Source organism: Desulfoscipio gibsoniae DSM 7213, from assembly GCF_000233715.2.
GTDB classification, from domain to species: domain Bacteria; phylum Bacillota; class Desulfotomaculia; order Desulfotomaculales; family Desulfallaceae; genus Sporotomaculum; species Sporotomaculum gibsoniae.
The window spans coordinates 3,808,380-3,833,246 of record NC_021184.1 but is presented as its reverse complement, the minus strand read 5'-3'; the positions used below and the strand labels follow the sequence as shown (position 1 = coordinate 3,833,246).

The 24,867-nt window shown below is 44.2% G+C and carries 19 protein-coding genes; 13 read left to right on the top strand and 6 right to left on the bottom strand.

Annotated features, from left to right (window positions below; genetic code table 11):
* Positions 1–657: 657 nt before the first annotated feature.
* From DESGI_RS18125 to DESGI_RS18115, 3 genes are read right to left on the bottom strand one after another with little or no spacing between them, the layout of a single operon-like run.
* Positions 658–3,999 (bottom strand): ATP-binding protein, encoded by a 3,342-nt coding sequence (locus tag DESGI_RS18125; RefSeq protein ID WP_006520526.1) that lies wholly within the window; start codon positions 3,997–3,999, stop codon positions 658–660.
* The gene (locus tag DESGI_RS18120; protein ID WP_006520525.1) at positions 3,971–4,594 is read right to left on the bottom strand and encodes a DUF4194 domain-containing protein; all 624 of its coding nucleotides are present in this window, start codon (positions 4,592–4,594) and stop codon (positions 3,971–3,973) included. The genes DESGI_RS18125 and DESGI_RS18120 overlap by 29 nt, the downstream gene beginning before the upstream one ends.
* On the bottom strand, positions 4,591–6,021 hold the full coding sequence (locus tag DESGI_RS18115; protein ID WP_006520524.1) for a Wadjet anti-phage system protein JetA family protein: 1,431 nt from the start codon (positions 6,019–6,021) through the stop codon (positions 4,591–4,593). The genes DESGI_RS18120 and DESGI_RS18115 overlap by 4 nt, the downstream gene beginning before the upstream one ends.
* A 268-nt stretch (positions 6,022–6,289) precedes the next feature.
* On the opposite strand from DESGI_RS18115, the gene DESGI_RS18110 reads away from it, so the two are divergent.
* Entirely contained in the window at positions 6,290–6,637 is a 348-nt protein-coding gene (locus DESGI_RS18110) for a hypothetical protein (RefSeq protein WP_006520523.1), read from the top strand.
* 11 nt (positions 6,638–6,648) lie between these two features.
* Here DESGI_RS18110 and DESGI_RS18105 read toward each other — a convergent pair whose 3' ends face one another.
* From DESGI_RS18105 to DESGI_RS18095, 3 genes are all read right to left on the bottom strand, one after another.
* Positions 6,649–7,113, bottom strand: a complete 465-nt coding sequence (locus tag DESGI_RS18105; RefSeq protein ID WP_006520522.1) for a M24 family metallopeptidase — start codon at positions 7,111–7,113, stop codon at positions 6,649–6,651.
* A complete protein-coding gene (locus tag DESGI_RS18100) occupies positions 7,107–7,352 on the bottom strand; it encodes a hypothetical protein (protein WP_006520521.1) in 246 nt (81 codons plus the stop codon). Before DESGI_RS18100 ends, DESGI_RS18105 begins: the two co-directional genes overlap by 7 nt.
* A gap of 655 nt (positions 7,353–8,007) precedes the next feature.
* Positions 8,008–9,000 (bottom strand): tyrosine-type recombinase/integrase, encoded by a 993-nt coding sequence (locus DESGI_RS18095; RefSeq protein ID WP_006520520.1) that lies wholly within the window; start codon positions 8,998–9,000, stop codon positions 8,008–8,010.
* Between the two features lie 170 nt (positions 9,001–9,170).
* On the opposite strand from DESGI_RS18095, the gene DESGI_RS18090 reads away from it, so the two are divergent.
* From DESGI_RS18090 to DESGI_RS18035, 12 genes are all read left to right on the top strand, one after another.
* Complete coding sequence (locus DESGI_RS18090; protein WP_006520519.1) at positions 9,171–9,485, top strand: hypothetical protein; 315 nt, start codon at positions 9,171–9,173, stop codon at positions 9,483–9,485.
* A 102-nt stretch (positions 9,486–9,587) separates the two neighbouring features.
* Complete coding sequence (locus DESGI_RS18085) at positions 9,588–10,232, top strand: hypothetical protein (protein WP_006520518.1); 645 nt, start codon at positions 9,588–9,590, stop codon at positions 10,230–10,232.
* Between the two features lie 378 nt (positions 10,233–10,610).
* Entirely contained in the window at positions 10,611–11,690 is a 1,080-nt protein-coding gene (locus DESGI_RS18080; protein ID WP_006520517.1) for a hypothetical protein, read from the top strand.
* Positions 11,691–11,756: 66 nt separating this feature from the next.
* Positions 11,757–13,373 carry a hypothetical protein gene (locus DESGI_RS18075; protein ID WP_006520516.1) on the top strand — a complete coding sequence of 539 codons (1,617 nt, stop codon included), beginning with the start codon at positions 11,757–11,759 and terminating at the stop codon, positions 13,371–13,373.
* Between the two features lie 12 nt (positions 13,374–13,385).
* Complete coding sequence (locus tag DESGI_RS18070; protein ID WP_006520515.1) at positions 13,386–17,906, top strand: DEAD/DEAH box helicase; 4,521 nt, start codon at positions 13,386–13,388, stop codon at positions 17,904–17,906.
* A gap of 171 nt (positions 17,907–18,077) precedes the next feature.
* The gene (locus DESGI_RS18065) at positions 18,078–18,542 is read left to right on the top strand and encodes a VOC family protein (protein ID WP_006520514.1); all 465 of its coding nucleotides are present in this window, start codon (positions 18,078–18,080) and stop codon (positions 18,540–18,542) included.
* A gap of 223 nt (positions 18,543–18,765) precedes the next feature.
* Entirely contained in the window at positions 18,766–20,538 is a 1,773-nt protein-coding gene (locus DESGI_RS18060) for an adenine deaminase (RefSeq protein WP_006520513.1), read from the top strand.
* 228 nt (positions 20,539–20,766) lie between these two features.
* Entirely contained in the window at positions 20,767–20,913 is a 147-nt protein-coding gene (locus tag DESGI_RS24780; protein WP_006520512.1) for a hypothetical protein, read from the top strand.
* Positions 20,914–21,119: 206 nt separating this feature from the next.
* On the top strand, positions 21,120–22,088 hold the full coding sequence (locus DESGI_RS18055; protein ID WP_006520511.1) for an NAD(P)H-dependent flavin oxidoreductase: 969 nt from the start codon (positions 21,120–21,122) through the stop codon (positions 22,086–22,088).
* Positions 22,089–22,349: 261 nt separating this feature from the next.
* Positions 22,350–23,516, top strand: coding sequence for a THUMP domain-containing class I SAM-dependent RNA methyltransferase (locus DESGI_RS18050; RefSeq protein WP_006520510.1), 1,167 nt, complete (start codon positions 22,350–22,352; stop codon positions 23,514–23,516).
* 112 nt (positions 23,517–23,628) lie between these two features.
* Positions 23,629–24,060 (top strand): peptidylprolyl isomerase, encoded by a 432-nt coding sequence (locus DESGI_RS18045; protein WP_006520509.1) that lies wholly within the window; start codon positions 23,629–23,631, stop codon positions 24,058–24,060.
* Positions 24,061–24,513: 453 nt separating this feature from the next.
* Complete coding sequence (locus tag DESGI_RS18035) at positions 24,514–24,777, top strand: hypothetical protein (protein ID WP_006520508.1); 264 nt, start codon at positions 24,514–24,516, stop codon at positions 24,775–24,777.
* The last annotated feature ends 90 nt before the right edge of the window (positions 24,778–24,867 follow it).

The following is a 24,867-nucleotide window of genomic DNA, read 5'->3' as shown; positions in this document are numbered from 1 at the left end:
GTGATGTGTTACCAAAGTATTTATTTTCCATACATTTGACTAAATAAGTCCAAGCATTACAAGTTTATTTCCGCTTCTTCCTGCGCTTCCTCTTAGAAATAAGGTCTTCAAGTTATCTCCATACACGAAATCAAGAATAACTTTGCGTTACTTTCATACATAGGTTCTAATGAATCTAAGAACACGCTTGCTATTATTTCATTAAAGAATCCTAAAAACAAATATAATTTATCTAAAACACCTCTTTATAATAATGATTATGGTTATCGTTCAATAGTTTTTTATAACAGTTAGTTTATAGGGCCTCAACAAGTTTTTTACCGGGTTTTAACGACCGAGAATCATGACGCTGTTTTATGTGGCATTTCAGATTTTCAATTAAACAAAGCTATTAAACTTGAAAAAGCCTTGAATGATATCTGGGGTTTATATGAAGTTCAACAGTAATCTCCAGTGTATTTTAGTAAAGAACTTCTAAGTTAAAATTGGTTTTAAAATAGCCAGAGGTTCCCTTATGGATTGTGGATAATGCATTAATATCCTTGAGTTGCTCAAAACGAGGCAGGGGGGTTAATTTTGAAATCCATGCTTCGTTTTACAGCATAAGCAAAAACAATATGAAATGGCACCAAGATGGTAAAGGCGCTGCGTAAAACACTAGCTGCTGGCTGCCATTGACTGCTGCTGTTCATGTTCAACCCACTGCTCGATCTCCCTGCAGGTTACGCACTCCACGAAACTGTTGAAGCCTTCCCGCATCACAATTATATTGGTATTGACAAAGGGCACCACCAGCTGGATTTTACCGGTTGGCTCGACGATAAGGACTTGAAAACCCAATTTACGGATAAAGCGCATGCATTCCTCAACATTGTCGGCATCCATCCGGTTGAAGGCTTCGTCAAAAACCACCAGGCGCAGGGTATCTTCTTTATTGCGGTAAAGGTGGTAAACCTGGTAGAAGGAAGCCAAAATGGCCACATAAAAGGGAATCTGGGCCCCGCCTCCCGATTCGGTCCGGGACACCTTGGAGAAATAGGTTTTGTTGCCCCGGTCATCGGTAATGATGATGTCAAAATCAAGATAAGAACGGTAATCGGTAAGCTCCTGCAATTTATCCTGCCGGCTGTCGGAGGTGATCTCTTCAAACAGCCGGTTAAAACTATCACCATACAGCTCCTGGAACACCGTGCTAAAAAGTAGCTCGGTTGAGCTCAGCTGGTATCCCTCGATCATTTCGTAAAACTCCCGCAGTTCGGGCTTGGGGGACAGGCTGAACCGGTAGGAATAACTGCCGAATTTTAAATCCTGCAGCGCAAAATTCAGTTCGTCTATTTCTTCATAGGCCAGCTTGATGGCCTCATGCAAGCGGGACAGGAAGTGCTCTTTTAAAGCCTGCTCCGCCTTTTGCCGGGCCTCACCGGCTTTTTTGCTGTATTCAGGCAGGTGAATATCCTTTAAAAAATGCAGCCTTTCGGCATATTTTTCGTTATCGGCGGCGGTAACATCAGCTAAAAAATCAAATCTCTTATTAAAATCATGCCTGGTGTTGACTACCTGGTCCATATTATTTTTAATTTTGGTTTCCAGCCCCTGAATACTGATATAATAATTGTGCGCCAGTTCCGCAGGCGAGCGCTGCTGGCTTTCCCGCTCCCATTTGGCCTCGCAGGTTTCCTTTAATTCATCTGCAAGTGTATCCAGGTAAGCAAGATATTTTCGGTAGGCGGCATCTTTTTCACCGGCAAGCTGCCGCAGCTGCTGTTCAAGCAATTCCAGTTTGGCCTGTACCTGGCCTTTTTCTGTGTTTAAACCGGCTATTTCTTTTTCACACTGCTGTAATTCCAGCTCTTTACCTTCTTTGGCCTTTTCCAGTAGTTCCAGTTCCGAACGGTCCAGGTGCAGCAATTCTTGTTTTGTTTGTACCAGTTCCCATTCCAGCTGGTCTAAATTTTTGCACTGCTCGAAATTCGTTAACCACTGCTGGTAAAGATAATGCTTATCGCTGTTCAAGCTTAAAACGCTGTCACTTTTTTTGATTTTTTCGTTCAGCAGGGTTAACTCTTGCCGGCATTTCCTTAATTCCTCCTGTTTTACGGCCAGCTGCAGTTTTACCGCCTGCGCTCCTATATAGGGCACCTCATACCGTTTGCGGGGAATTTGGCGGGCGGTGTAATTCTGATACACCATGCAGGTAGCGGTAATAGCCCGCTTGTGTCGTTTTAACTCCGTCTCTGACGAACATTTTATCAAACCGCCTAAAAGCCAGTTGGCGTAAGCGCGGATGTGCTCTTTATCGGCTGATATTTCCTCGGCCAGGCTTCCCGCGAGCGGTGGTTTAACCTCCTTGACCAGCTTGTCGGTATTGACCAAACCCACGTTTTCCATGCCGTGGGTAAATTTATAGCGTTCGTAAATGCTCAGTGCCCGGTCAAAATAGCCGGGCGGCACCAAAAGATCAAATTTCTGGGTGGAAAGATAGCCCTCGATGGCATTATGCCAGCGGCGGTCACGTATGTCGATGGCTTCACAAAGAATATCCACCGGCACCCGGCTCTGGCCTTCCCGGGGGGTAAGCTGTTCCTCCAGCATTTTTTTTAATTTCATGGTGGCCGAAGCATTGTTTAGTACCCGGTTTTTTCCCAGGTTTCTAATAACCTCAGCCAGTTCCTGAGCCTGCTTTTGCACGGTTTCCCACTGTTTTTTGAGTTCCGCTGCCTGTACGATCAGCCATTTCATGCTTTCATTCCAGGAACGGGTATGTTTATCCGGGTCGGACGGGAAGAACCCCGCCTCCAGGAACATCTTCCAGGCACGTTCGTCTTCTTTAAGCGCTTCCGTTAATTGGCCGGGGGCCTGCAGCAGGCTTAAAATATCAACCAGCTTTTCCCTGTCCCGCAGGTCTGCCTTGACCTGCTGCAGCAGGTTGAGCTGTTTTTGTTCCAACCTGGCGATTTGTTCCATTAAAGCCGCGATTTGCTGCTTTAATTTGTTTTCCTGCCGCACAATCGCTATGCCGTTTATTTTTTCGATTAACTGTTCTTTTTCAGCGGTTAACTTTTTATAACCGGCCTCCAGTGTGCCTAGTTCAGTCAGCAGCCATTGCAGCCGTTCCTCCGATTTTTGGCACTGCTGCTGTGCCTCGTCCAGCTCCTGCACTTTTTGCTCATAGTCTCCCCTGTGCAGCATATAGCGGCCCGCTGCTTCCCGCCGCCTCAAATGCTCAGCTTTCTCATACGCCTGGCATTCTTCCTCCAGAGCCATAATTTCAGCGCCGGTGTTTAACAGCTGGGTTTCCATCTGGCGGTATCTTTCGGCGTAATCCCGCATGGTATCCACATCCACGGGCCGCTCATCCAAAATGTAGCTGTAAATAAACGTCCTCAGGTTAGTAATGGGTTTAAAGGAAATACCTTTAACAAAAAGCGAAAAAAAAGACTCCTTGATCCCGCCAAACAGCTGGCGCAAATCGTTTCTGTAGCCTTCCAGGTCATTGCGGTACTGGCGAAAATTAAGCCCCCTGGACTTCATGTAGCGGACAAACTGCTCCCGGTTCCGGGGGTAACCGTCCTGTAAAAACAGATGCTCCCGCAGCCTGCAATTTTCAATTTTGAAAAATACGTGATCTTCTTCTCCGGTGTCGCAGTAGTAGTCAAACACCGCGCCGATTAAGCAAGCTTCATTGCTGGAAGAACGGGTAAATTCAAGCACTATATAGCTGGAGAAATCCTCATCGTTTCCTCTTAAGTAGGTGTACCTGCCTTCTGTGCCGGTCCTGCCACGCAAATAACCCTTCAGGTCCCTGGCGGTTTTTTCGTCAAAGGCAGCGGCATTGAACATAATCTTGCGCATATTGGAGACAAGAACAACCTGCAGGGCGTCAATCAGCGTGGACTTGCCCGCTTTGTTGTTGCCGGTGATCAAGGCGCTGCCCGCAATTGGAATGTGTTCGTTAGTAAAGTAATGCCAGTTAATCAGCTTGATCCCGGTCAGTAGCATCCTCTTTGTCCCCCTTTGCTTCGCCTGCATTTATCCAGTCCGCCAGCCTTTCCAGGCTGGGCACGTCAACAACTAATAGAATGGTCGGATATAATAAATAGACAGCGTCAGGGTCCTTCCACTGCCCGCGCTTTAAGTCCAAAATGGAAAAACTGCTGAAAAGCCTCAAGGCCTTTTCCAGGTCGTCCCTGGACGGCAAACGGTTTTTGATCTCCAGAGCCATGTATTTACCCTGGATATCTTCACCCGATATCAATATCTCCTGGGTCAGCCGCAAAGCTTGCTGCTTTTCATCATAAAGCAGCCTGAGTATAAATAAAACTATTGTTTCCTGCAGGGTAAAACGGTACCTGTTCCTGCCATAGCGATTGTGCAGCTGCAGTACGGAGAACCGTTTGCTATGATGCAGGTCCCAGCCGGAGTAAGCAAAATATTCGCTGAAGATATCCAGATAACGCTCTACAAACCGGTAACAAAGCCTGTCCTCTTCCCGGTCATATACCAGAAAGTTCTGGCTGAGCAGCAAATTAGCTGCTTTACTGAAAGTCTCTTTATCCTTATTGGAAAAATCCTCGAACTCCTGGTACCAGCTCAACGTTTGCTCCCCTTCCTTTTTATCACCAGGTTGGGCACCTCAATTGCCCCATCCCTGATGGCGATGGTTTCGCTCCTTTCCCCTTCCAGGCGGTAGCTTGCCACGGGTGACTGGCTGAACAGAATAATATAGATTAGCTTCACCCACTGGCTGCGGCTGTTGAGAGGTACCTGCTCAATGGGGCAGATATCTCTTTCGCCCAGAATACTATCCACGTAATTATTTAACTGTCCCACCGTGATCTCCTCCGCCACCCTTGAACCAAATTGCAGCAGCTGCTTTTGGCGCACCTCATCGGATACGGAGGCAGCCTGGAGCGGCTGGGGTTTATGGGTCTGCCGCGCCACGGGGGGCTTGCGCAAGCTCTGGTTGTCCACCGCCACCTGGGGAAAAAGAGCAATGGAACGGGTTATTTCCCCGGGAGCCAGTGTTTTTTCACCCGATTCTTTGGCCAACTGTCCCAGGTAAGCCAGCACCGTGTAAATATGCCGGCCGGCTCCGCGCCCCTGGTGCAGCTTAAACCTCAGCCGGTCGGCCGCCGACCTGGCATACCTGGCATTGCGCCGGTCAATTTCACTTAACAGCCTGTCCATTTCCTGGCCCAAAGAAGCATCTATGTATTCAATCCATTCATATATCAGGTTTTCGGCAGTTGCCGCATCCGGCACCCGTTTTTCCCGCACCATAATACCGGCCTGCCTGACCAGCTCGTTCCGGTTGGACCGCCATTCCCTGGTACGCTTTAAAATACCGACGCGGTATTTGGAAATATGTTCCGAAGTTTTAAGCCTGTAGTACTGCTCGCCAAGGATCTTGGTTTGGTACACATCAAAAATTTGGCTCAGGATAGCCCGCACGTCCTTCGCTTCCAGCAGCTTCTCGGTATAGTTTTTAATGCTGTGGTTTAAACTTTTAAGGCCGTCAATCAGTTCCTGCGTGGATTCGTAGGCCTGCTGCAGGGCCACATAAGAAAATCCTTCACTGCCGCTGAGGTTCTGGTAGATGCTGAGTATCCTGCCCTTAAACTCCACCCGGTAACCCGTACGGATTTTATTCATCGCCTCCAGCATCACAATGGTGTAATCAGGAATGGATATTCTGAAAGTATAATCGGGCTCGGGCTCCAGGTTCAGCCAGCCCGTATCCACCAGCCTGCGCAAATATTGCAGGGCCTGCTCGCGGGCGCTTTTGGCCGTTTCCCCCGCTGCTTCCCCTTCTTCAACCTGCCAGGCCTGTTCTCCCAGGCCCTCCAAATATTCAGAAAACAAATCGACGACATGATCCCGTGACAGGGTATAAATTCTTTTGTTATACTCCTGGTAGATCAAAAAGATTAAATCCACATAAATTTCTTTAAGGTTACGGCTAAATATTGAAAAAAAATTGTCCGGAACCTGTGTAAAAAATTCTTTACCATACATTTGCATTACTATTACCTCAATAGAATTCAGGAGTCAGAATACTTTCGAAATAATAGACTGTTCTTTCATTCTGACTCCTGACTACTGAATTCTGACTCCTACAATTAACTCCTACATTAATATATCAAAAAAAGGCAGAATCCGCAGCGATATTCACCGAATTTAGTTTTATGCAGGCTTTTCTAAGCAAAGTAATATTAAGGGTGTTGGTAGATTAGCCAGACCATGAGATACTAAAAACAGATAGTTTTCTATAGGAAAGGGTAGTTTTTTGATGAAGATTAGCAGAAACAAGCAAACTATGCCGGTGCAATCGGCTCCAATGCAATCGTCTGATATATATAATGATATTTTGTTACCCTTAAATAAACGCGCCCGGGACAGCGGCAGCCTCGTTTTCTTTTACAGAATAATAGGTTTTGACAACCAGGCGGAATTTATCGGGCAAACGGCAGCACTGCATGAGCGGCTGCTCGAGCTGGACAGCCTGTATCTTTACTTTATTGAAAACATCCCACTTCCTTTTAATAAAAATTTAACCGATAAAATTAATAATGCCCTGTGCAAGTCACACAACCTCCAGACAAATCTTAAGTCAATCAATTCTAATGATTACGATTAATTGTGTAGGTTTTACCATTTAGCGCGCGTTAAACGAGTCGAGAGACTATTTAACTCAATACCACCATCTTCACCCACAATTACCGTACCGCCTAAGTTAACTACTTTTTTACCAATGGCACAGTTAGGTTCAAAAGCAAATACCATACCGGCTTTTAGAACTGTTTCTAACCCCATTGATGGGATCATCAATATTTTGCTACCATAGTTTTTAGCTTCAGGCAAATCAAGCATCTTGTCGCCTACACCTATTAAACCAAACGGGCTAATCGAATGTATTAGTGGATGAACATGCCAACAATTCTTAACCTCACGCATCGGAGCCTTCATGGCTTCAACTACATCCCCAAAAGTCGTACCCGCCTTAAGAACTTTTACGCCCGCTTCATATGATTTTCGTGCTACATCAGCAGCTCTTTCAAAATCCGGATGAACTGCACCAACTGCGATGGCTAGCTGGTTTTGCGTTTCTAACATACCAAATGATGAAAATACTTCAGCTTAATATGGGCTTTCATTTTACCCATTGGAGTAGTGATTTTTGTGAAAAAATCCAACTTATTACCAATAATTTTTCCCTCTGATAAATCAACAGTGCCTTTAGGCGTAGTTAATGAACCAGTTAATAGTTCTCCCTCAACAACAAATACGAAAACGCCAAGTTGTTCACCTACTGGTGTTTTTACTGTGATATCAAAAGTTCCTGCAATTGACATTCTACCCCTCCTTAGTGTTTAAAAATCTGATTTACATTGTTTTAAACCAAATGCAGAGCTCCTATTAACTCAGCTAAAGAAATCCTTATCTCTCGGCCCTGCCGGGCGAAAGTCACTAAAAGAAGATCAAACCCCAGATCTATTTAATAACCTTATATTGCTCGTCAAATGGCAGTATGATTGTTCAAAACCTGTCCAAAAGCTGTATTTTCTATTTTATTAAAGGAAATTAGGACCATTTGGCGAATTATGCATTAGCAGCTAGAGCCAGCATCCTCGTGAATGCTGGCTATTTGTCTTTTATCCAACAAAAGATCAAATTTGTTCAGGTTTTTTATATTGCAACTAATGTCTAGCAAATTATCCGAAGTTAGGCGTAAAAAAGCTCAAACCCGACTTCAGAGTTTGAGTAAAGTTAGCGGCAGATTATGGTGGAGAAGCTGCTAGCCCTAACTTTGGATAATTACATTGCACGAAACCGCGCTGATTGATGTACTCGCTATGGGGATTAAATATCTATTTTCCCGTCTAATTTTAGATGGCATTAAGGAAAACTTGATAGCAAAATGTATCAAAGCAGCGTTAATCATGCTGAAATAGACATAGCTTCCCCCTCCCCATGATAGGGCAAATTTTTTAAACATATGCTGTTTTGTTATTGATAGGGGGGGGATTTACCCAAGCTCATATACCGTCTGGGTTTTTCCGATCCGCAGTTAGGGCATTTAGATAAATCTATTCCAGTTAGTTTTAGGATGAGTTGAAGCGTAGAGTATTTTTCTCTGGTTAAAAGAGGTGTATGGGTTAACTGTTTGCAAATTTTCAGTTTGGCTGTCTTGTTACGATTGCCTAGCAAACCGTAGTGTCTGATTTTCATAAAGCCACTCGGTAGGATATGAATGAGTTGCTTGATGTGGTAAATACTTGTGCCGGATTCAAACAGATGAGTTGCAAAACTATGTCTCATCGTATGGACTGTCACGTTTTTAATGATTTTAGCTTTCTTTACATATTTATGGAAGATATTTTGTACAGCTCTGGGAGTTATATGGGTGCCGGTATGATTTCGGCTGTAAAAAAGCCACTCTTTGGGGCGGTAAGCTTTCCAGTAGACTCTAAGAATCTCAAGATTAGCTTCAGAAAGCAGGGCATAACGATCTTTACCGCCTTTGGCATTGCGAATGAACAGTTGCATTTTATCGCTATGAATATCTGAAACTTTAAGGGAGGCCACTTCACTTAGGCGAAGTCCAGTCCCATAGAGGGTCATAAGAATGCATTTATCTCGCAAATTGTCACAGACGTTAAAAAGGGCTTGGATTTCCTCTTGGGTAAGTATGTCAGGGAGTTTGCGTGGTTTACGGTGGCGAGGGATTTGCCTAGGGTTAATATTAACGTTCAAAGTTGCGCCATACAAAAAGCGGAGGCCACTATTGTAGGTGTTTACCGATTCGGGAGCAAGCTTCTTTTTTGTAGTGAGATAATGAAGGAACTGCCTAACATCCTCTACACCTAGCTCAGTTGCAGGTTTATCGAAGTGGTCCTGAAAAAGTTTAACTTTGGTATAGTATTCGGCCTGGGTATGCTTGCTTAACCCTCTAAGCTCTACATCGAATTTTAGCTTGGCTAAAACCTCTTCTTTTGTCATAGTTCGAACATCTCCTTTAAAATTAAATTAGCTTTATTTTAAAGGAGAACCATGAAAAAGGAACTGACTTTTTACAGTATCATTTCCAATTACACAGCTTAAAAAAACATTAAAGGAATTACCGCGCCAGCGGTTTAGTGCAATGTTTATAATGTGAAAGAGAGTAATAGATGGAAAAGGATAGATTACCAGTATTAAACCTGCTATTAAGTAGGTCTAAATTTGTCGAATTGGTTATAGTTGCTGTATTTTTGGGGTTTGGTATAAGTTTAACTACAAGTAGCATTACGTTAATTGAAGGCTTTAAGCCCATGCTAGGAATATGCACTGGAGGGCTAATATGTATCTTATCGGTTATTTATATATCTTTAAAAGCGTTTGTTAGGAGGGGAAAAAGGTATTTATATAAAGGATTTATTATCTTGAATGAGCTTGAAAACAAGATTGTTAATATAGAAGGATATGGATTGAGTGAGATTGGTTGATATTTTGATAGAGCATTTTTAGAAAATAAGGATTTAGAACTTATATGGAATATTGAGCCATTAAAACTTCAAGATGGATTAAAGACACCAGAACCTCGTTCTATGGATATAATTAGAGAAGCATTAGAATATTTTTTATTGAAAAAGTTATCGATTCACCTTATTACTTACTTTCGGTATCCTATGGAAAAAAACAAAGATATTTCAGTTCTTCAAAGGGAACATATTCCAAGCGTATTATTGAGCAATAGATTTCTTGAATTATTTTCAAAACCCATGAGAGACAGGGCTGCTTTTATAGATATTGAGCAAGAAAATGAAGAACAAGAATGGTATATCCTTGATGTTGAGGGCGGTACTTATCAAAAATTTTCTTTAGTATTGCCTCACAAAAGTAAAGTTATTAGAACAAATAAAAATGAAATTAAAATTAAAAACCATAAATTTGATATTAGTATGAAAGTTAATTTTGATGGATGTAATGATGTATTACCATTTGGATTTATGGAGTATTATCTATCAATCCATGGATTTGAAAATTATTTAGCTAATGTCGTATATCATGTGGAATTTGATTTATATGTAAAATTTAAAATTACTTCTTTATTGTCAAGTTTCGGATGGGAAAATTATAATTGGATTGATTCTTTTTTGGATTCAATTTATCATTCTGTGTCAAAAGAGTCATTTTTTAGTAAGATAAATTGGAACACAATTGCAACTTTAATTAAATGCTTAAATAAGTAATATTTAGTAATTTACATAAACATTCGTTTAATGCAACGGGTATGTGGCAGGTCATAAATCAGCTCCGCTATCCATCCATTAGGCTAATAATTGGAAGCTAAGGATACTTGTGATTATAGCAATAATGAGATACTTAATTTTAAAAAATTAAATAACCTATTCAATATGGCTTTTATCCACTTCATACAGATGTTGTGTAGCGACCGGTAAAGCTAATTGAACTTTGCGATTATATTCACACTTATAGGTTATGTAATCATTGTTGCCGTGCGTCACCACACCTTGGTTCCGCAAAATCGGATTTTGTGTGTTTTCAAACTATACTTTTCTTGACTATTCCAAAGCGCTATTGGTATTTTCTTTGCAAAGGAGGTACTTATGAGCATTAAAGTGGAAAACGATATGCGTATATTTTACGTTTCAACGCCTAAAGAAAAGCAAACCATATCAGATTATCTGAACACGATCGCTGCTTCGCATCCACTTTTAGGAACAGTGACTATCTCTGATAAGAACTTTAAGGTTATTGAAAAAACGGCCCTTAAAGCAATTAAACTCGCCCTTGATTATAGAGAATTGAGAGATTTTGCCCATCTTGCGATACTCCTGACTGTCATTCAGTACGCTAAAAGTTGGGAGCGTACTGAAAACAGCGGATTTTGGGCTTACATATCAGAGCAACTCGGTTATAAGAATTCAGAGCCGCTTTATGGAATACTGACCGGATCAGTTAAGAAAGCTTGTGAACGCTACAACCGTGCTTTCCTTAAAGAAGCAAGCGGTGATAACAGCTATTATTCAACCGTATTGGCACACGCAATCGCTCCGAGCAAGAGTTTCTTTGCATTATGTGACTTTTTGCTTCGCTTTTACAAGAATAATTTAGATTGTTCGGTTTATCCTGATGACCCCGCAATCGACCGTATGACAGAGGTGCTTCGCGACCGTTGCAAGGGCGCAACAATTGAGCAAGACGATGACATACGAGGAAATGTGAGCGGTATCCAAGCGGGGATTCGTGCGCTTTTAACGCAACGCCCGGTTTATATGCGAACCTTTTTAACAAAGCTGCTTCAAAAAATTGACCTGCTGCTTTCTGGAGATGAATTGGGTGAAAACGACTACACCAACGTCTTACTCACTCAGTGGTACGTCGGCAAAATTACTGAACCAACCGCTAAACGGAATACGCCCATTCATAAGCGCACAACTGATATTGCTTTCTCATACGGTAAAATCCATATAGGATATATACTGGACGAGGACTGTGAACCTGCTTTGCGAGTTCCGTCCATACGTTTGAATACCCGCGACAATCCTACAATCACGATTTATTCAGGTAATGTTGACGTTTACAGGAAATCAATAGGTATTTACGGAAATGACTATGCGTGTACTTCCGAAGAAACCGTAATCCCGCTTTCAGATTTGAGCGATGTAGATTTTCTTGATATGTGAGTCGAATTAACAGTTGATGGGAAGCAAATATACTCCTCGGAGCAAAATCTGGGAGCAGGTGCGCTCTTGTTCCGTGACAACAAGGTCTTGACGAGCAAGACGGTTGATGAGGGAAATTACCTCTTGTTCGCCCCGAAGAACGCAAGCGTCACTTTCCAAGGTGATGTTGAACGACAACGCCGTCTATATTTTGCACAGCTATATGATGTTTATCTGCAAGGCGAAGCCTCTGTATACGTCAACAGTACGTTGTTGTGTTGCTCTCGCCCACCGATAGGTTCATTGCGTTTTATACTGCCGCAGTCATCATCGGATTATGTCGTTGACGGAATCAACTACCCGATTTATGCTCGCAGCACATTTTCTATTGTGGCGGTTGGGCAATTTCGGAGCAATCAACTTTTCGCCAGAACTAATAAGGGAGATAATCTTTCCGTCAAAGCCTTGGACAATGACGTATATACAGTGGAAGCTCCTACCGAGAACGGCTGTTATACGGTATCATTGAATGACGGCGAGGCAGAAAGAATTTTAGACGAGGTACGGTTCTGCATTGTTGACACCTTTGAAGTCTGCTTTGACGAGCCATATTATCTCGAAAACTCGGATGGCGGCACTCTCTCTCTTCAAATCAATGGAGAAGAAATTGAAGTTTCATTAACTAATAGCAGTCTAAAAGCAAAAGTAGCGTTCGGAGACGGTGAAATATTTGTACAAATCCCTCGAATCAAGTTATCTCTTGACGGTCAGCCACTCCCCAAAAGCGCAGTATGGAGAGGGTTGCTTTCGCCGTCGTCGAAGTTAAGGGTAAATTGCACGGATACCTTGAACGTATCGCTCTCATTTGGCGGAAATACTCTGCTCAAAGCTGATGCTCCCGGCGGGTTTGAGTATGCTATCGGCAACGCAGTACAGGCGGTTGACGGAACGTCAGATAATCAGTCGGTAGACTTATTTATTGCAGGGAATAAGCATCATCTGTTTGACATCGCCTTTAAGCCATGCCTAATATCCACACCGCTTTTCAATTTGAACAGCGGAGTTTTAACGTGGCTTAACCCCCAATGCTTTATAGGAGATAGCGCAACAAAACTGAAAATATCCTTTCGGCCAAAACACGGCGCGCCTATCATAATCTTCGTGGAACAGGGTGAGCGCGTACTCAGTATTAATTTCCCGGAGCTTTCAGAGCAATATGAGTATGAGGTTTTCGCTATTACCGATACGACGTTCGGCGAAAGCGAAGTTTGTATAAGCAAAAACACGATTATATTCGGCAATAGGTCAGAGGTAATCTTCCGAGGAGAAACCTTGCGGGTATCACGGGTTATTGAGGAAGGCAACTTCGTTGACATCAAGCCCTTCTTCATAGAAGATATTGCCTTTATCGGCAAGGAAAATCTCGGATACACAGATTTATGCGGAGAGTATCCGCATTATACGGGTAAATTGTTCTTTTTAACCCGCAACGGCAAGCGGCATTTCACCGACTTAAATCCGGTTGATATATACCTCGTAAACGAAAGTGCCTGTCGTCTGCATATTACGTTTGACCAGGGCGAGGGGCTTTTCATTGACAAGAGTGTTGAGTATACGCCGGAATTATTCAAACACCGCGACCCACCGCCTAAACTTGCTCGTTTCTTCACTTTCCCTGATTATTTCGAGTATAAAATACAGTAAGGAGATCCGCAAATGTTAAATCCCGTAACGCTCTCGCGAGCCATCAAGGACACCTTCGCTGATTACGTCGCGACAACCCTCTCTGTCTCCGACTCTAAATATTCCGCGCTTTTGAAAGAAGAATTACGGAAAGACGGAGTTATATCGAAAGGACCATATTTAGAATTGGGTGATGCCTATCAAACGGGGGCGACAATTCAGGAACTTATTGCTGGCGGTATAATGTCGCCGTTATTTACATCATTGGGACGCGGATTCAAGCTCGAACGACCGCTTTATGTTCATCAGGAAGATGCCGTCCACGCTGCATTGAATGGCGACAATATGATTGTGACAACGGGTACTGGTTCTGGTAAGACGGAGTGTTTCCTCCTGCCTGTGGTCAATGACTTGCTGCGCGAAATAGAAGGTCACGGCAAACTTGGCGATGGAGTTCGCGCCATTGTCATTTATCCTATGAACGCTCTTATTAACGATCAAGTAAAGCGTTTGAGAGAGATATTCCAAGACAGTAACATTACTTTCGGAGTATACAACGGAAACACCGAACATAAAAAGGAAGACGGTTTGCTAAAATATAGAAACACTTATGGATGTGACCCGCTCCCAAACGAATGTGTATCGCGTGATGCAATGCGCGAAAAGCCGCCGCACATTCTGATTACCAATTACTCCATGTTGGAATATATGTGCATACGTCCGAATGATGATGATGTTTTCCGTAATGCCAAACTTCGATTTGTCATATTGGACGAAGCCCATATTTATAAAGGCGCGACTGGAATAGAGGCCTCTATGCTGGTGCGACGCGTTGAAACACGCCTTACTGAGAAAGGCCAAAGCCCGCAATATATACTTACGAGCGCAACTTTGGGCGATAAGAACAGCGACCCGCAGATTTTAGCGTTCGGTAAAAACCTTTGTGGTCACGATTTTCAAACTATCATCCGTTCTGTTGCCATTGTCCACAAGATACCCAGCGTTACGAAAGAACTCTCAAGAGAAGAGATCTTTTCGTTAGCAGATACGCCGGATAACAAGTTGTTCGATGTATGCAACGGCAGTAAGCAATACCACATCATTAGGGCTAACTCCAAACAACCGCTTACTCTTGCCGAGTTAGCGGAAAAGACTGATATGGATGAGCGAGAACTGGTGAGTTTAATCGCCGCTTGTGTTCGTGCGGTTAATGAGGACGGTGTGCCGCTCGTGCGAGCAAGGTATCATCTGTTCGTCCGTGCGCTTGAAGGGGCATACATAACCCTTATTGCGCCATTCCAGATGTCGTTAACCCCGGAAACAGAGATGAACGGGCAACTGGCATTTGAGTGTGCCGTATGTACAGACTGTGGGCGTATTGCAGTCATCGGTGTCATTGACAAAAAAAGCGGCAAGCTGAAACTACCTGAAAACAGCCTTGACCCTAGTGCTGAATACTTCCTCCTAAAAGACGATTCTGACGGTTTACTGACTGATGATGAAACAGAAGCTGAACCCGATGAATATATCCTATGTGCGAAATGCGGAACGATACGTCACATCGGTGACAAGAGTGTTTGCAATTGTATGAGAGAATACGGTGTGTACGTAACAAGGTCCGCGAAAAGTAAGGATAGCGGATTGGTACGTTGCCCTGCCTGCTCATACGGGGAACTCAGACGGTTTTATCTTGGCAGCGAAGCAGCCACCGCCGTTCTTGCAACCGCCTTGTATGAGAATATGCCTGATGACAGGACACGCCGATTTCTGTGCTTTTCCGACAGTCGCGGTGATGCCGCCTTTTTCGCGCCTTATATGGAAAGAAGCTATAAGGACTTCTTGCGGCGGCGCGGCATTTGGTATGTCGCTGAACAGCACCGTGCGGAATTGCAGCACGAACCGTGGACTTTGAGTACGTTTGCTGATGAGTTAGCGCGGTACTTTGATGTGAACAAGACATTCGCAACACTTGATAAGAATGAAACTTTAACGCCTAAAAGCAGACGCAATGCGTGGATTGCGCTGATAAGCGAAATGTACGCCGCTCGTCGTCCGAGCAGTCTCTCATCGCTTGGCGCAGTTTCGATACTTCCCACCTGCAACAAGGATATTGCCCCTAAATTTGCGGATAAATACAACATATCTAATGACGAGGCAAAGACTTTGTTGGACTTGTTACTTATGGACGTAGTATTTCACGGCGCAATACAAGAGCCGACAAAATCCCCGCTCGACGGCGAAGATTTGGAGATGATTTTCTATTCTTCTTTCAGGAAATTTGTTACGCGCTGCAAAACAGGCAAAAAAGCAGGCTCTATTATGGGTTGGCTTCCGAGAACGCATAAAAATGGTCGGTTTTATCCTAACGGTCGTTTACGCCGCATAGTCTCCACGTTGGGAGTGACTGATGACGAGGCATATAAAATTGCCGGGGACTACTTCGATTTATTGACGGATATTTTGAAAACCCCTAAAAATAAAGGTGAAGGTAGATTCCTTTCAGCGGAGGATTTTGTAATTACCGTCCCGACCGAGGGTGAAATATATCGTTGTGAAATGTGTGGAAGAGTAACCACAATGAACTTTAAGGGCAGATGTGCCTATCCCCGTTGTAATGGCAAATTATCAGCGGTTTCACCATTGAAATTGCAGGAGGATAACCACTATGCTACTTTGTACTCCAAAGATGACCTTGCGGCATTCTATATCCGCGAGCATACGGCACAGATTGAAAAGGATAGTGCGTGTAAGTATCAGGAGCAATTTCTAAAAGGCGAGATTAACGCGTTAAGCTGTTCAACGACTTTTGAAATGGGCGTGGATATAGGCTCTCTTGAAACCATTTTCTTACGTAACACACCACCATCGCCTGCCAACTATGTGCAGAGAGCGGGACGCGCCGGGCGCGATTTGCGCTCTGCGGCGTTTGCGCTGACTTACGCAAAATTGGGTTCACACGACTTCACGTTTTTTGCACGACCCACCGATATGATTTCAGGCAAAATAAAGGCCCCGGCTTTTGAGATACGCAACGAAAAAATCGTACTGCGCCATATCTATGCTGTAGCGTTCTCCTACTTTTTCAATGCTAATATTGACGTATACAACAGCAACGATGCCGATGTTTTCCTTAACGGCAACGGATTTGAGCGGCTCTGCGAGTTTCTTGCTGCAAAGCCGAAAATCATTATGGAGTATTTAGAACGGTGCGTCCCTACGGAATTGTTTGATACGCTTGGCGTGAGTACATTCTCGTGGATAGACCGCCTTGTAGGAGAAAACGGAACGCTCACCATTGCGGTTAATGATTTCCGCGATTTAACAACGTGGCTTACTGAGCAAATAGAAATCGCTGCCAAAGACAAGAAATATCAAGAAGCGGCGCGTTTTGAACGTCTATTAAAAGACCATCGGCGTTCAACAGCGGAGGGTGATGGACACAAGAAAACCGACTTGATTGACTTTCTTGTCCGTTCCGGCGTACTGCCGAAGTATGGTTTTCCTGTCGATGTCGTTGAACTGCGCCCGAACAGCATTAACGATACTAAACAGACCGTTGAATTACAGCGCGATTTACAGCTTGGCATATCTGAATATGCTCCCGGAGCAGAAGTCGTTGCTGATGGTAATATATACCGTAGCCGCTACATTGCGAAAGACCGCCGTAAGACAGCCGACTGGGAAATCTATTACACGGCTACCTGTCCGAAATGCGAAGTTATCAATTTCAGCAAAAAGCCGGTTGATACGGAACAGCCCTGTGTCGCTTGCGGGACATCAATCGACAGCGGGTGGAAAAAGAACATTGAACCGCGAAAGGGGTTTGTTGTTGGAACAGACGCTTCTGATGTTGTTCCCGCCGGAAGCCGGAAGCCGCGGAAGTATCATCGCGGCGATATTATTTACTTGGGCGACGCAGAACGCCACGAATTAGGAGTACGCACCTTTGAATTCGGAGAAAGGCAGGTTGTACTTCATTCAACCGCTAATGATTCATTGATGATAAGCTGTGACGCTGAATTTAGCGTTTGCAGTTTTTGCGGGTACTCGAAAAGCCGTAAGGAACAGAAAAAGAGGAATTTTGTTGTTGAAGAAGAGCACAAGACTTCCTACGGGCAATACTGTTCCAATACGAAGCTATACCCATATCGCCTTTCACACATATTTAAGACCGATGTGGTACAGTTGACGTTTGCGGACGATGCTGATCGTGCTACGATGTTATCTACACTATACGCCATACTTCGGGCGGCATCTCTTGTGTTGGACATTGAAAGCACAGATATCAACGGGTGCTTATATGCCTCCAACGGAAACGTCAGGTATTCTATAATCCTTTACGATAGCGTGCCCGGCGGAGCAGGGCATATCCATCGGGTTTCAAACGATGAGAATGTGTTCCGAAATGTTATTCGTCAAGCATATACGCTCTGCAACGATTGCCAGTGTTCGCCGTCTTGTTATAAGTGTCTGCGCGATTACTATAATCAGAACGTTCACGCTATTCTAAGCCGAAAAGCTGTGGTCGAATTTTTAGGTCAGTATATTCTGTAAAAACGTATCTATCGTTTTAATGATTAATGGGAGCAGTTTAGAACTTGATAAAACATTAGGACTTTCCATTATGTTTACGATTAGCCTTTTTGAAGGTAAGTATAAGCTTATCCATATACCGCCAAATAGCAATATTGCGGAGCTTATTCTCCAAATAGCCAAGGTGATAGAATGAAATTTATATGCCCACTTATCGTTGTAGATGACATTAATATCTCCAGGAGATTTTATGTAAATGTGCTTAATCAAAAAGTGAAATATGATTTTGGTGAAAATTTGACGTTTGAGGGTGATTTTTCGATACATTTAAAATCACATTATCTAAAATTGCTTAGTTTAAGCCCCAATGACATAATTCAAAAATCTAATAGTAGCGAACTGTATTTTGAAGAAGATAATTTAAATGGTTTACTTGAAAAGCTTAAAGAATATGATTCTGTAGAATATATACATGGGATAAAAGAACAGCCTTGGGGACAACGTGTTATTAGATTTTATGACCCTGATAAGCACATTATTGAAGTTGGTGAATCTATGGAGAGCGTAGCACGGAGGTTTTTGCGCCAAGGATTATCCATCGAAGAAACCGCAAAACGCATCTCAATGCCGGTGGAATTCGTAAAAGAGTTGATATAACCTTCTCCTTAAAACTTACGGCCTTGTGCCGTGGAATGAAAGGGGTATGGCAGCGGAATTGAGGAACTGGTTAAACAAATAACACGGGATATATATGCTGCCTATGGCTGCACCGGCATTGAGATGGAGACAATGCCGGATAAAGTAAATAAATTGCGAGGAGGGAAGAAGGAGCAATACCATCAAACGCTAAATAAATCCAAAGATTGCTCCCTCCATAATTATGAGCATAAAAATAAAAGCTGATCTTATAAGACGTCTGGGCAGGGTCGCTCTGGGGAAAGAACCCGCAGACTTGGTTATTAATCATTGTGATGTATTAAATGTCTATACCGGTGAAATTCTTGAAAACCAGCAGTTGCTTATTGCCGGTGACAGGATCGCTTACGTGGGAACAAAACTTGACTTCCCGGAAGGACCGGAGACCGAATTAATCGATGCCGAAAGGCAGCTGGTTATTCCAGGCTTGATTGACGGTCACATACACATGGATCACTCGATGAATATAGAGGAATTTGTTAAACTTTCCCTTCCCCGGGGTACTACCACCACTATTACCGAGTGCTATTTCCCTTCCAATGCCATGGGTATCCGGGGTGTTGATGCTTTTATCGATCAGTTTAAAAACCAACCACAGAGATTTTTTGCCACTGCCCCAATGATATCCTTTCTTTGTTCTGATAATGGAAACGGAAACCGTGCAATTAATGAGTCCGAGGTTATAAGCTTGCTGCAGCGACCGGAGATAATAGGCACCGGTGAGATATTCTGGTCCAATCTGCTTAATACAGATTCAAATGAAGGTTTAATAAATATTATCGAGGCTGCCATTTTACTGGGAAAAACAGTGGAGGGGCACGGGGCGGGGGCCAAGAACCAGAGATTAGCTGCCATGGTAGCCCATGGTGTTGATTCTTGCCACGAACCCATTACCGCCGAAGAGGTGCGGGAAAGACTGCGCCTGGGTTTGTTTACCATGATTCGGGAAGGTTCGATACGCCGGGAATTGGAGACTGTAATTGGTCCCTTAATTGAAATGGACTTGGCTTTGTGCAGAGCAATTTTGGTTTCCGACGGTGTTTGGCCGGTTGACCTGCTTCGGTACGGTCACATGGATTACATAGTGCAAAAGGCTGTTGACCTGGGATTAAACCCTGTAACGGCTATCCAGATGGCCACCATTAACGTGGCGGAACATTTTCACCTGGGGAGTCACCTCGGCGGGATAGCACCGGGAAAATGCGCTGATATTGTAATCATCCCCAATATCAAAACAATCGAGCCCAGGTTAGTTATTTGTCGGGGGAAAGTGGTGGCCCGGGATGGCAAGATGCTAGTAAACACTGTAAAATCAAACTTTCCGAGTGATGTGTATCAATGCATTAAGATTAACCCGGTACAGCCTGAATTTTTCAGTGTGCCGGCAGCTTCCCCAATGGCCAAGGTACGCGTCATAGATGTAATTACCAGCATTGTTAACCGTGAAATGATATTGGATTTGCCGGTGATTAATGGAGAAATAACAATCTCCGAAAGTAATGATGTTATAAAGGTAGCGGTAATCAACAGCCATAGCGGAAATGGTGAAAGCAGCACCGGATTTATCAAGGGATACGGACTGAACAAAGGAGCGCTGGCCAGCAGCTATTCTTTCAGCGAGGGAAATCTGGTGGTAATGGGCACCAATGACAGCGACATGGCTGCCGCGGTGAACCGGATCCGTGAATTGCAAGGTGGCATTGTTTATTGCTGCGAGGGGCAAATAGTGGAAGAGTTATCACTTCCCATTTTTGGATACACCTCCGAAATTGCAGGACCGGAAGTGGCTGAAAGATTTATATCCCTTGAAAAAGCACTTGGGAAAGCGGGATGCAAAGTAGATAAGCCGCTATTAACGTTGTTTACCATTACCTTTACGGCCATACCTTCGCTAAGGTTATTGTCCAGGGGATACTGGCTATCCAGAGAAAACCGGTTGGTGGATGTGCTGGCATAGGAAGCAAAGCAAGAGAACCGTCTCCTAAAGAAGGATTTTTTAATATAACATGGAAAAACTATCAATAAAGCGTAGGCATGATACATGCTCTGCGCTGCTGTTTTTATTATCCTTTTTCATTAATTAGCCATATTTGGAGTGCTATGGTTCCTAATTGGCCGCGTTTCAGATGCCTCTGCCCCGGTGCGGTGTCAGAGGCCATAGCGTAAAATAAAGGAGGATACTTACGTGTATGAACAGATTAAGTATGAGGTTGCAGAGAAAATATTAACGATTACATTAAACAGACCCGATCATTTAAATGCCTATACCAAGCAAATGCGTATAGAGCTTTGCGATGCCCTTGACCGTGCTGATGCCGATGACGAAATTTAAAACGTTCTCCCAATTTTACCATGAAGCCCAGCACAGACATGCCGGACTTTTATCCCTGGTGGCCCGACCGGCCTTTTAAATAAGGCATAGCTGAACACTCAGCGAAAAATATGGTTTTACCGAAGCAAACGACGTTTAAAAATGCTACCCAGCGCATGCAAAACTGAAAACATGCCTTGGTGATGAAAGACAGGAGGGAAGGAATAGTGAAAACCAGGGTTACAGAGCTTTTAGGTATTAAGTACCCCATTATTCAGGGAGGTATGCAATGGCTGTCCCGTGCCGAGCTGGCTTCAGCTGTTTCTAATGCCGGGGGATTGGGAATTATTACTGCCGCTACGCACCCCGGCAAAGAGGAACTGATAGAGGAAATTCGCAAAACTCGGGCACTTACAGACAAACCCTTCGGGGTCAATATATCAATGCTTCCGGAGCTCACTCCCGGGGATAAGACCGCACAGTATATGGAAGCAGTAATCCGGGAAAAAGTACCGGTACTGGAGACTTCGGGACGCAGCCCGGAAAAGTATGTCCCCCAATTGAAAGAGGCCGGGATAAAACTAATACACAAGGTTCCCGCTGTGCGTTTCGCCAGGAAGGCTGAGAGCGTCGGGGCGGATGCGGTTATCATAGTGGGGTTTGAATGCGGTGGACATCCCGGTATGGATAACGTTACCACAATGGTGCTGACGCCCGGGGCTGCCGATAATGTTTCTATACCGGTTATATCGGGTGGTGGCATTGCTGACGCCCGTGGTCTTGTGGCTGCCTTGGCCCTGGGGGCCGAGGCTGTGGTTATGGGTACCAGGTTTATAGCTACCGCGGAATGCCTGGCACATGAAAATTTTAAGCAGTGGATGGTAAACGCCTCGGAGACTGACACCATGATCATCCAGCGTTCTATACGCAACGCTGCCAGGGTAATGAAAAATCCGGCAGCCGAAAAAGTGCTAGAAATGGAAAACCGTGGGGCCAGCCTGGATGAGCTGCTTACTATCATCAAGGGGCAGCGGGGGCTCAGTAACCTATTAAGCGGCGATATCCAGGATGGTACTCTGGCCATGGGACAGTGCGTTGGGCTGATAAATGATATTAAATCAGTCCAGGAAGTTATTGAGGATATTGTGCGTGAGGCGGGGACCATTATTCATCGCCTGCAAAATATGTGGGGATAAGCCGTTGCCTTTGTGGAATGATTTTATAAGGTGCACTTAAAAATAAAAGCCCGGTTGCCCGGGCGCGCAATAAAAAGGCATAAATGGTTAAATATATTTTAGCACTTTATATGACGGTTTACAACAAATGTCGACATGAAAAATAGCGTCAAGAATGATTTGTTCCGCCCGTCGTTTAACGGCAATAAACCAGGCAGGTGAATCCATAAATAACGGGAATACTAAATTATTCTAGCAAATGATTATAAAGGGTGGATTCAAATGGCTGATGTTGAATTGATCGCTACGGCGACCTTTGGATTGGAAGCGCTGGTGGCTAAGGAAGTCAAGGATTTGGGTTATCAAAAGGTGACGGTGGAAAACGGTAAGGTTACTTTTGGCGCAGACTGGGGTGCCATTTGCCGGGCTAACTTATGGTTGCGTACAGCGGACAGGGTGCGCCTTAAAGTTGGTGAGTTTAAAGCCACCACCTTTGATGAACTTTTTGAGCAAACCAGGGCATTGCCCTGGCCGGAATTAATACCCGGGGATGCTGAGTTTCCTGTGGAAGGTAAATCCGTTAAATCCACATTATTTAGCATTTCCGACTGCCAGGCTATTGTAAAAAAGGCAGTTGTTGAAAGTATGAAGCAAAAATATAAACAGCAGTGGTTTTCCGAGCAAGGGCCGCTGTACAAAATAGAAGTGGCTTTATTAAAAGATATTGCTACTCTAACCATCGACACCAGCGGTGCCGGGCTGCATAAAAGAGGTTACCGGGAGCTGGCCAGCCAGGCGCCTCTAAAGGAAACGCTGGCCGCGGCATTGATTATATTGTCGCGCTGGCACCCGGACACTGTTTTAATGGACCCATTTTGTGGATCGGGTACTATTCCCATTGAGGCGGCGTTGATTGGCCAGAATATCGCACCGGGGATAAACCGCGAGTTTGTATCTGAAAGCTGGCCCACCATTCCAAGGGAGCTGTGGAGACAGGCCAGAAAAGAGACTCACGATTTAGCCCATTATGATCGCCCCCTGGATATTATAGGCACGGACATAGATAATGACGTTTTGAAACTGGCCCGCCAAAATGCCGGTGAGGCAGGGGTGGAAGAGTTGATTCATTTCCAGCGCCTGCCACTGGCCGATGTGCGGTCCAGCAAAAAATACGGTAAGATTATCTGTAACCCGCCCTACGGAGAACGGCTGGGGGAAATCAGGGAAGTGGAGCGGTTATACAGGGAAATGGGTCATGTGTTTGGCCGCCTGGACACCTGGTCTTATTACATACTGGCTGCACACCCGCAATTTGAGAGGCTGTTTGGCAGGCCGGCCACTAAAAAAAGAAAGCTTTACAACGGCAATATTAAAGTGGATTATTACCAGTATTTTGGACCCCGACCCCCCAGAAAAGGCAAAGAAAGCGGTGTAAATGTGCCCGGTTAGCGGTGTTATACCTTTGTTTTGCCAGGGGCCCGCGTTTTATCATCGATGATGATATGAAAACCGGGGCATTAGTGTATAATAAAGGTTGGATAAAATTATGAGGAGTGATAATTTGGCAGCGCAGCAAGTACTTATCAGTACCGATAAAGGTAGTATTACCATGGAATTGTACCCGGAAAAAATGCCTGTTACGGTGGAGAATTTTTTAAAATTAACCAATGATGGTTTTTATAACGGGCTAACCTTTCACCGGGTGGAACACTGGGTGGTGCAGGGTGGCGACCCCAGGGGCAACGGTACCGGCGGCCCGGGCTGGACAATTAAGCTGGAAACCCACCCTGATTTGAAAAATGTACGGGGTGCGGTGGCCATGGCCAGGTCGGCTCACCCTGATTCCGCCGGATCACAGTTTTATATATTAAAGACTGATGCCGGCTGGCTGGACGGGCAGTACGCGGTTTTTGGGATAGTTACTGAAGGTATGGATGTGGTGGATGAGTTGGATATTGGCGACAAAATGAATGAGGTAAAAGTGGTTGGTTAAGCTTTAATTCTTGGTGGTTGATAAGCTATGGCCACTTTAATGCAAAAGCCTGGGGCACTGCCGCAGGCTTTTGCATTAAGGGGGTAAGAAGAAACACTTTTGTCATCGGGAAGACGCAGCGTTGTCGCAATTATGACAGAGTTTTCACGCTTTTTATGGCAGAATTTTAAATAAGGTTATTCCTGGTTAAACATATACCTCTTTTCCCAATCCCCCAAGCATATGGGGGTTTATTTTTTGGGCCAGGTATAAAAAAAATCCACTGTGCAATAATATAGATACTGCAGTTGAGCAGTAACCAGCCTCCTAAATCTCTCTCAGCAATCCCGCCGGATATAGGCGGGGTTTTTTTTGGGTCTAAAATATATCTGCCGTTAACCATAGTTCAATTATTACTGCAGGATTTTTGGTCATTAAGGGGAAGTATATGTTATAAAGGGGGTTGGTGATTCGTTGACGGAGAAAGAAAGAAAGTTGCAGCAGCCGGTACGCATTACCATGGCCATTGTCCTGTGGGGATTGATATTATGGGTACTTACAATAAATTCGCCTACATTGGTGCCGGTGGCCCAGGCTATATTTATTGTGTTTGTGATTCCCAGCGGCTTGGGTGAATGGTTTAAATATAAAGGGCTGGTGGGAGAAAGTAAGTCAATGTTATTGAAAATAGTATTAATGATTGCGGGAGGACTGGTTTGGTATTTTGGTTTCCGCTGATAAATGCCGACCTGCGGTTGTAACAAAACCGGGCACCATAGTTTTAAGGTGCCCGGTTGTTTGCTATTGATGGAAAGCTGCTTTGGGCGG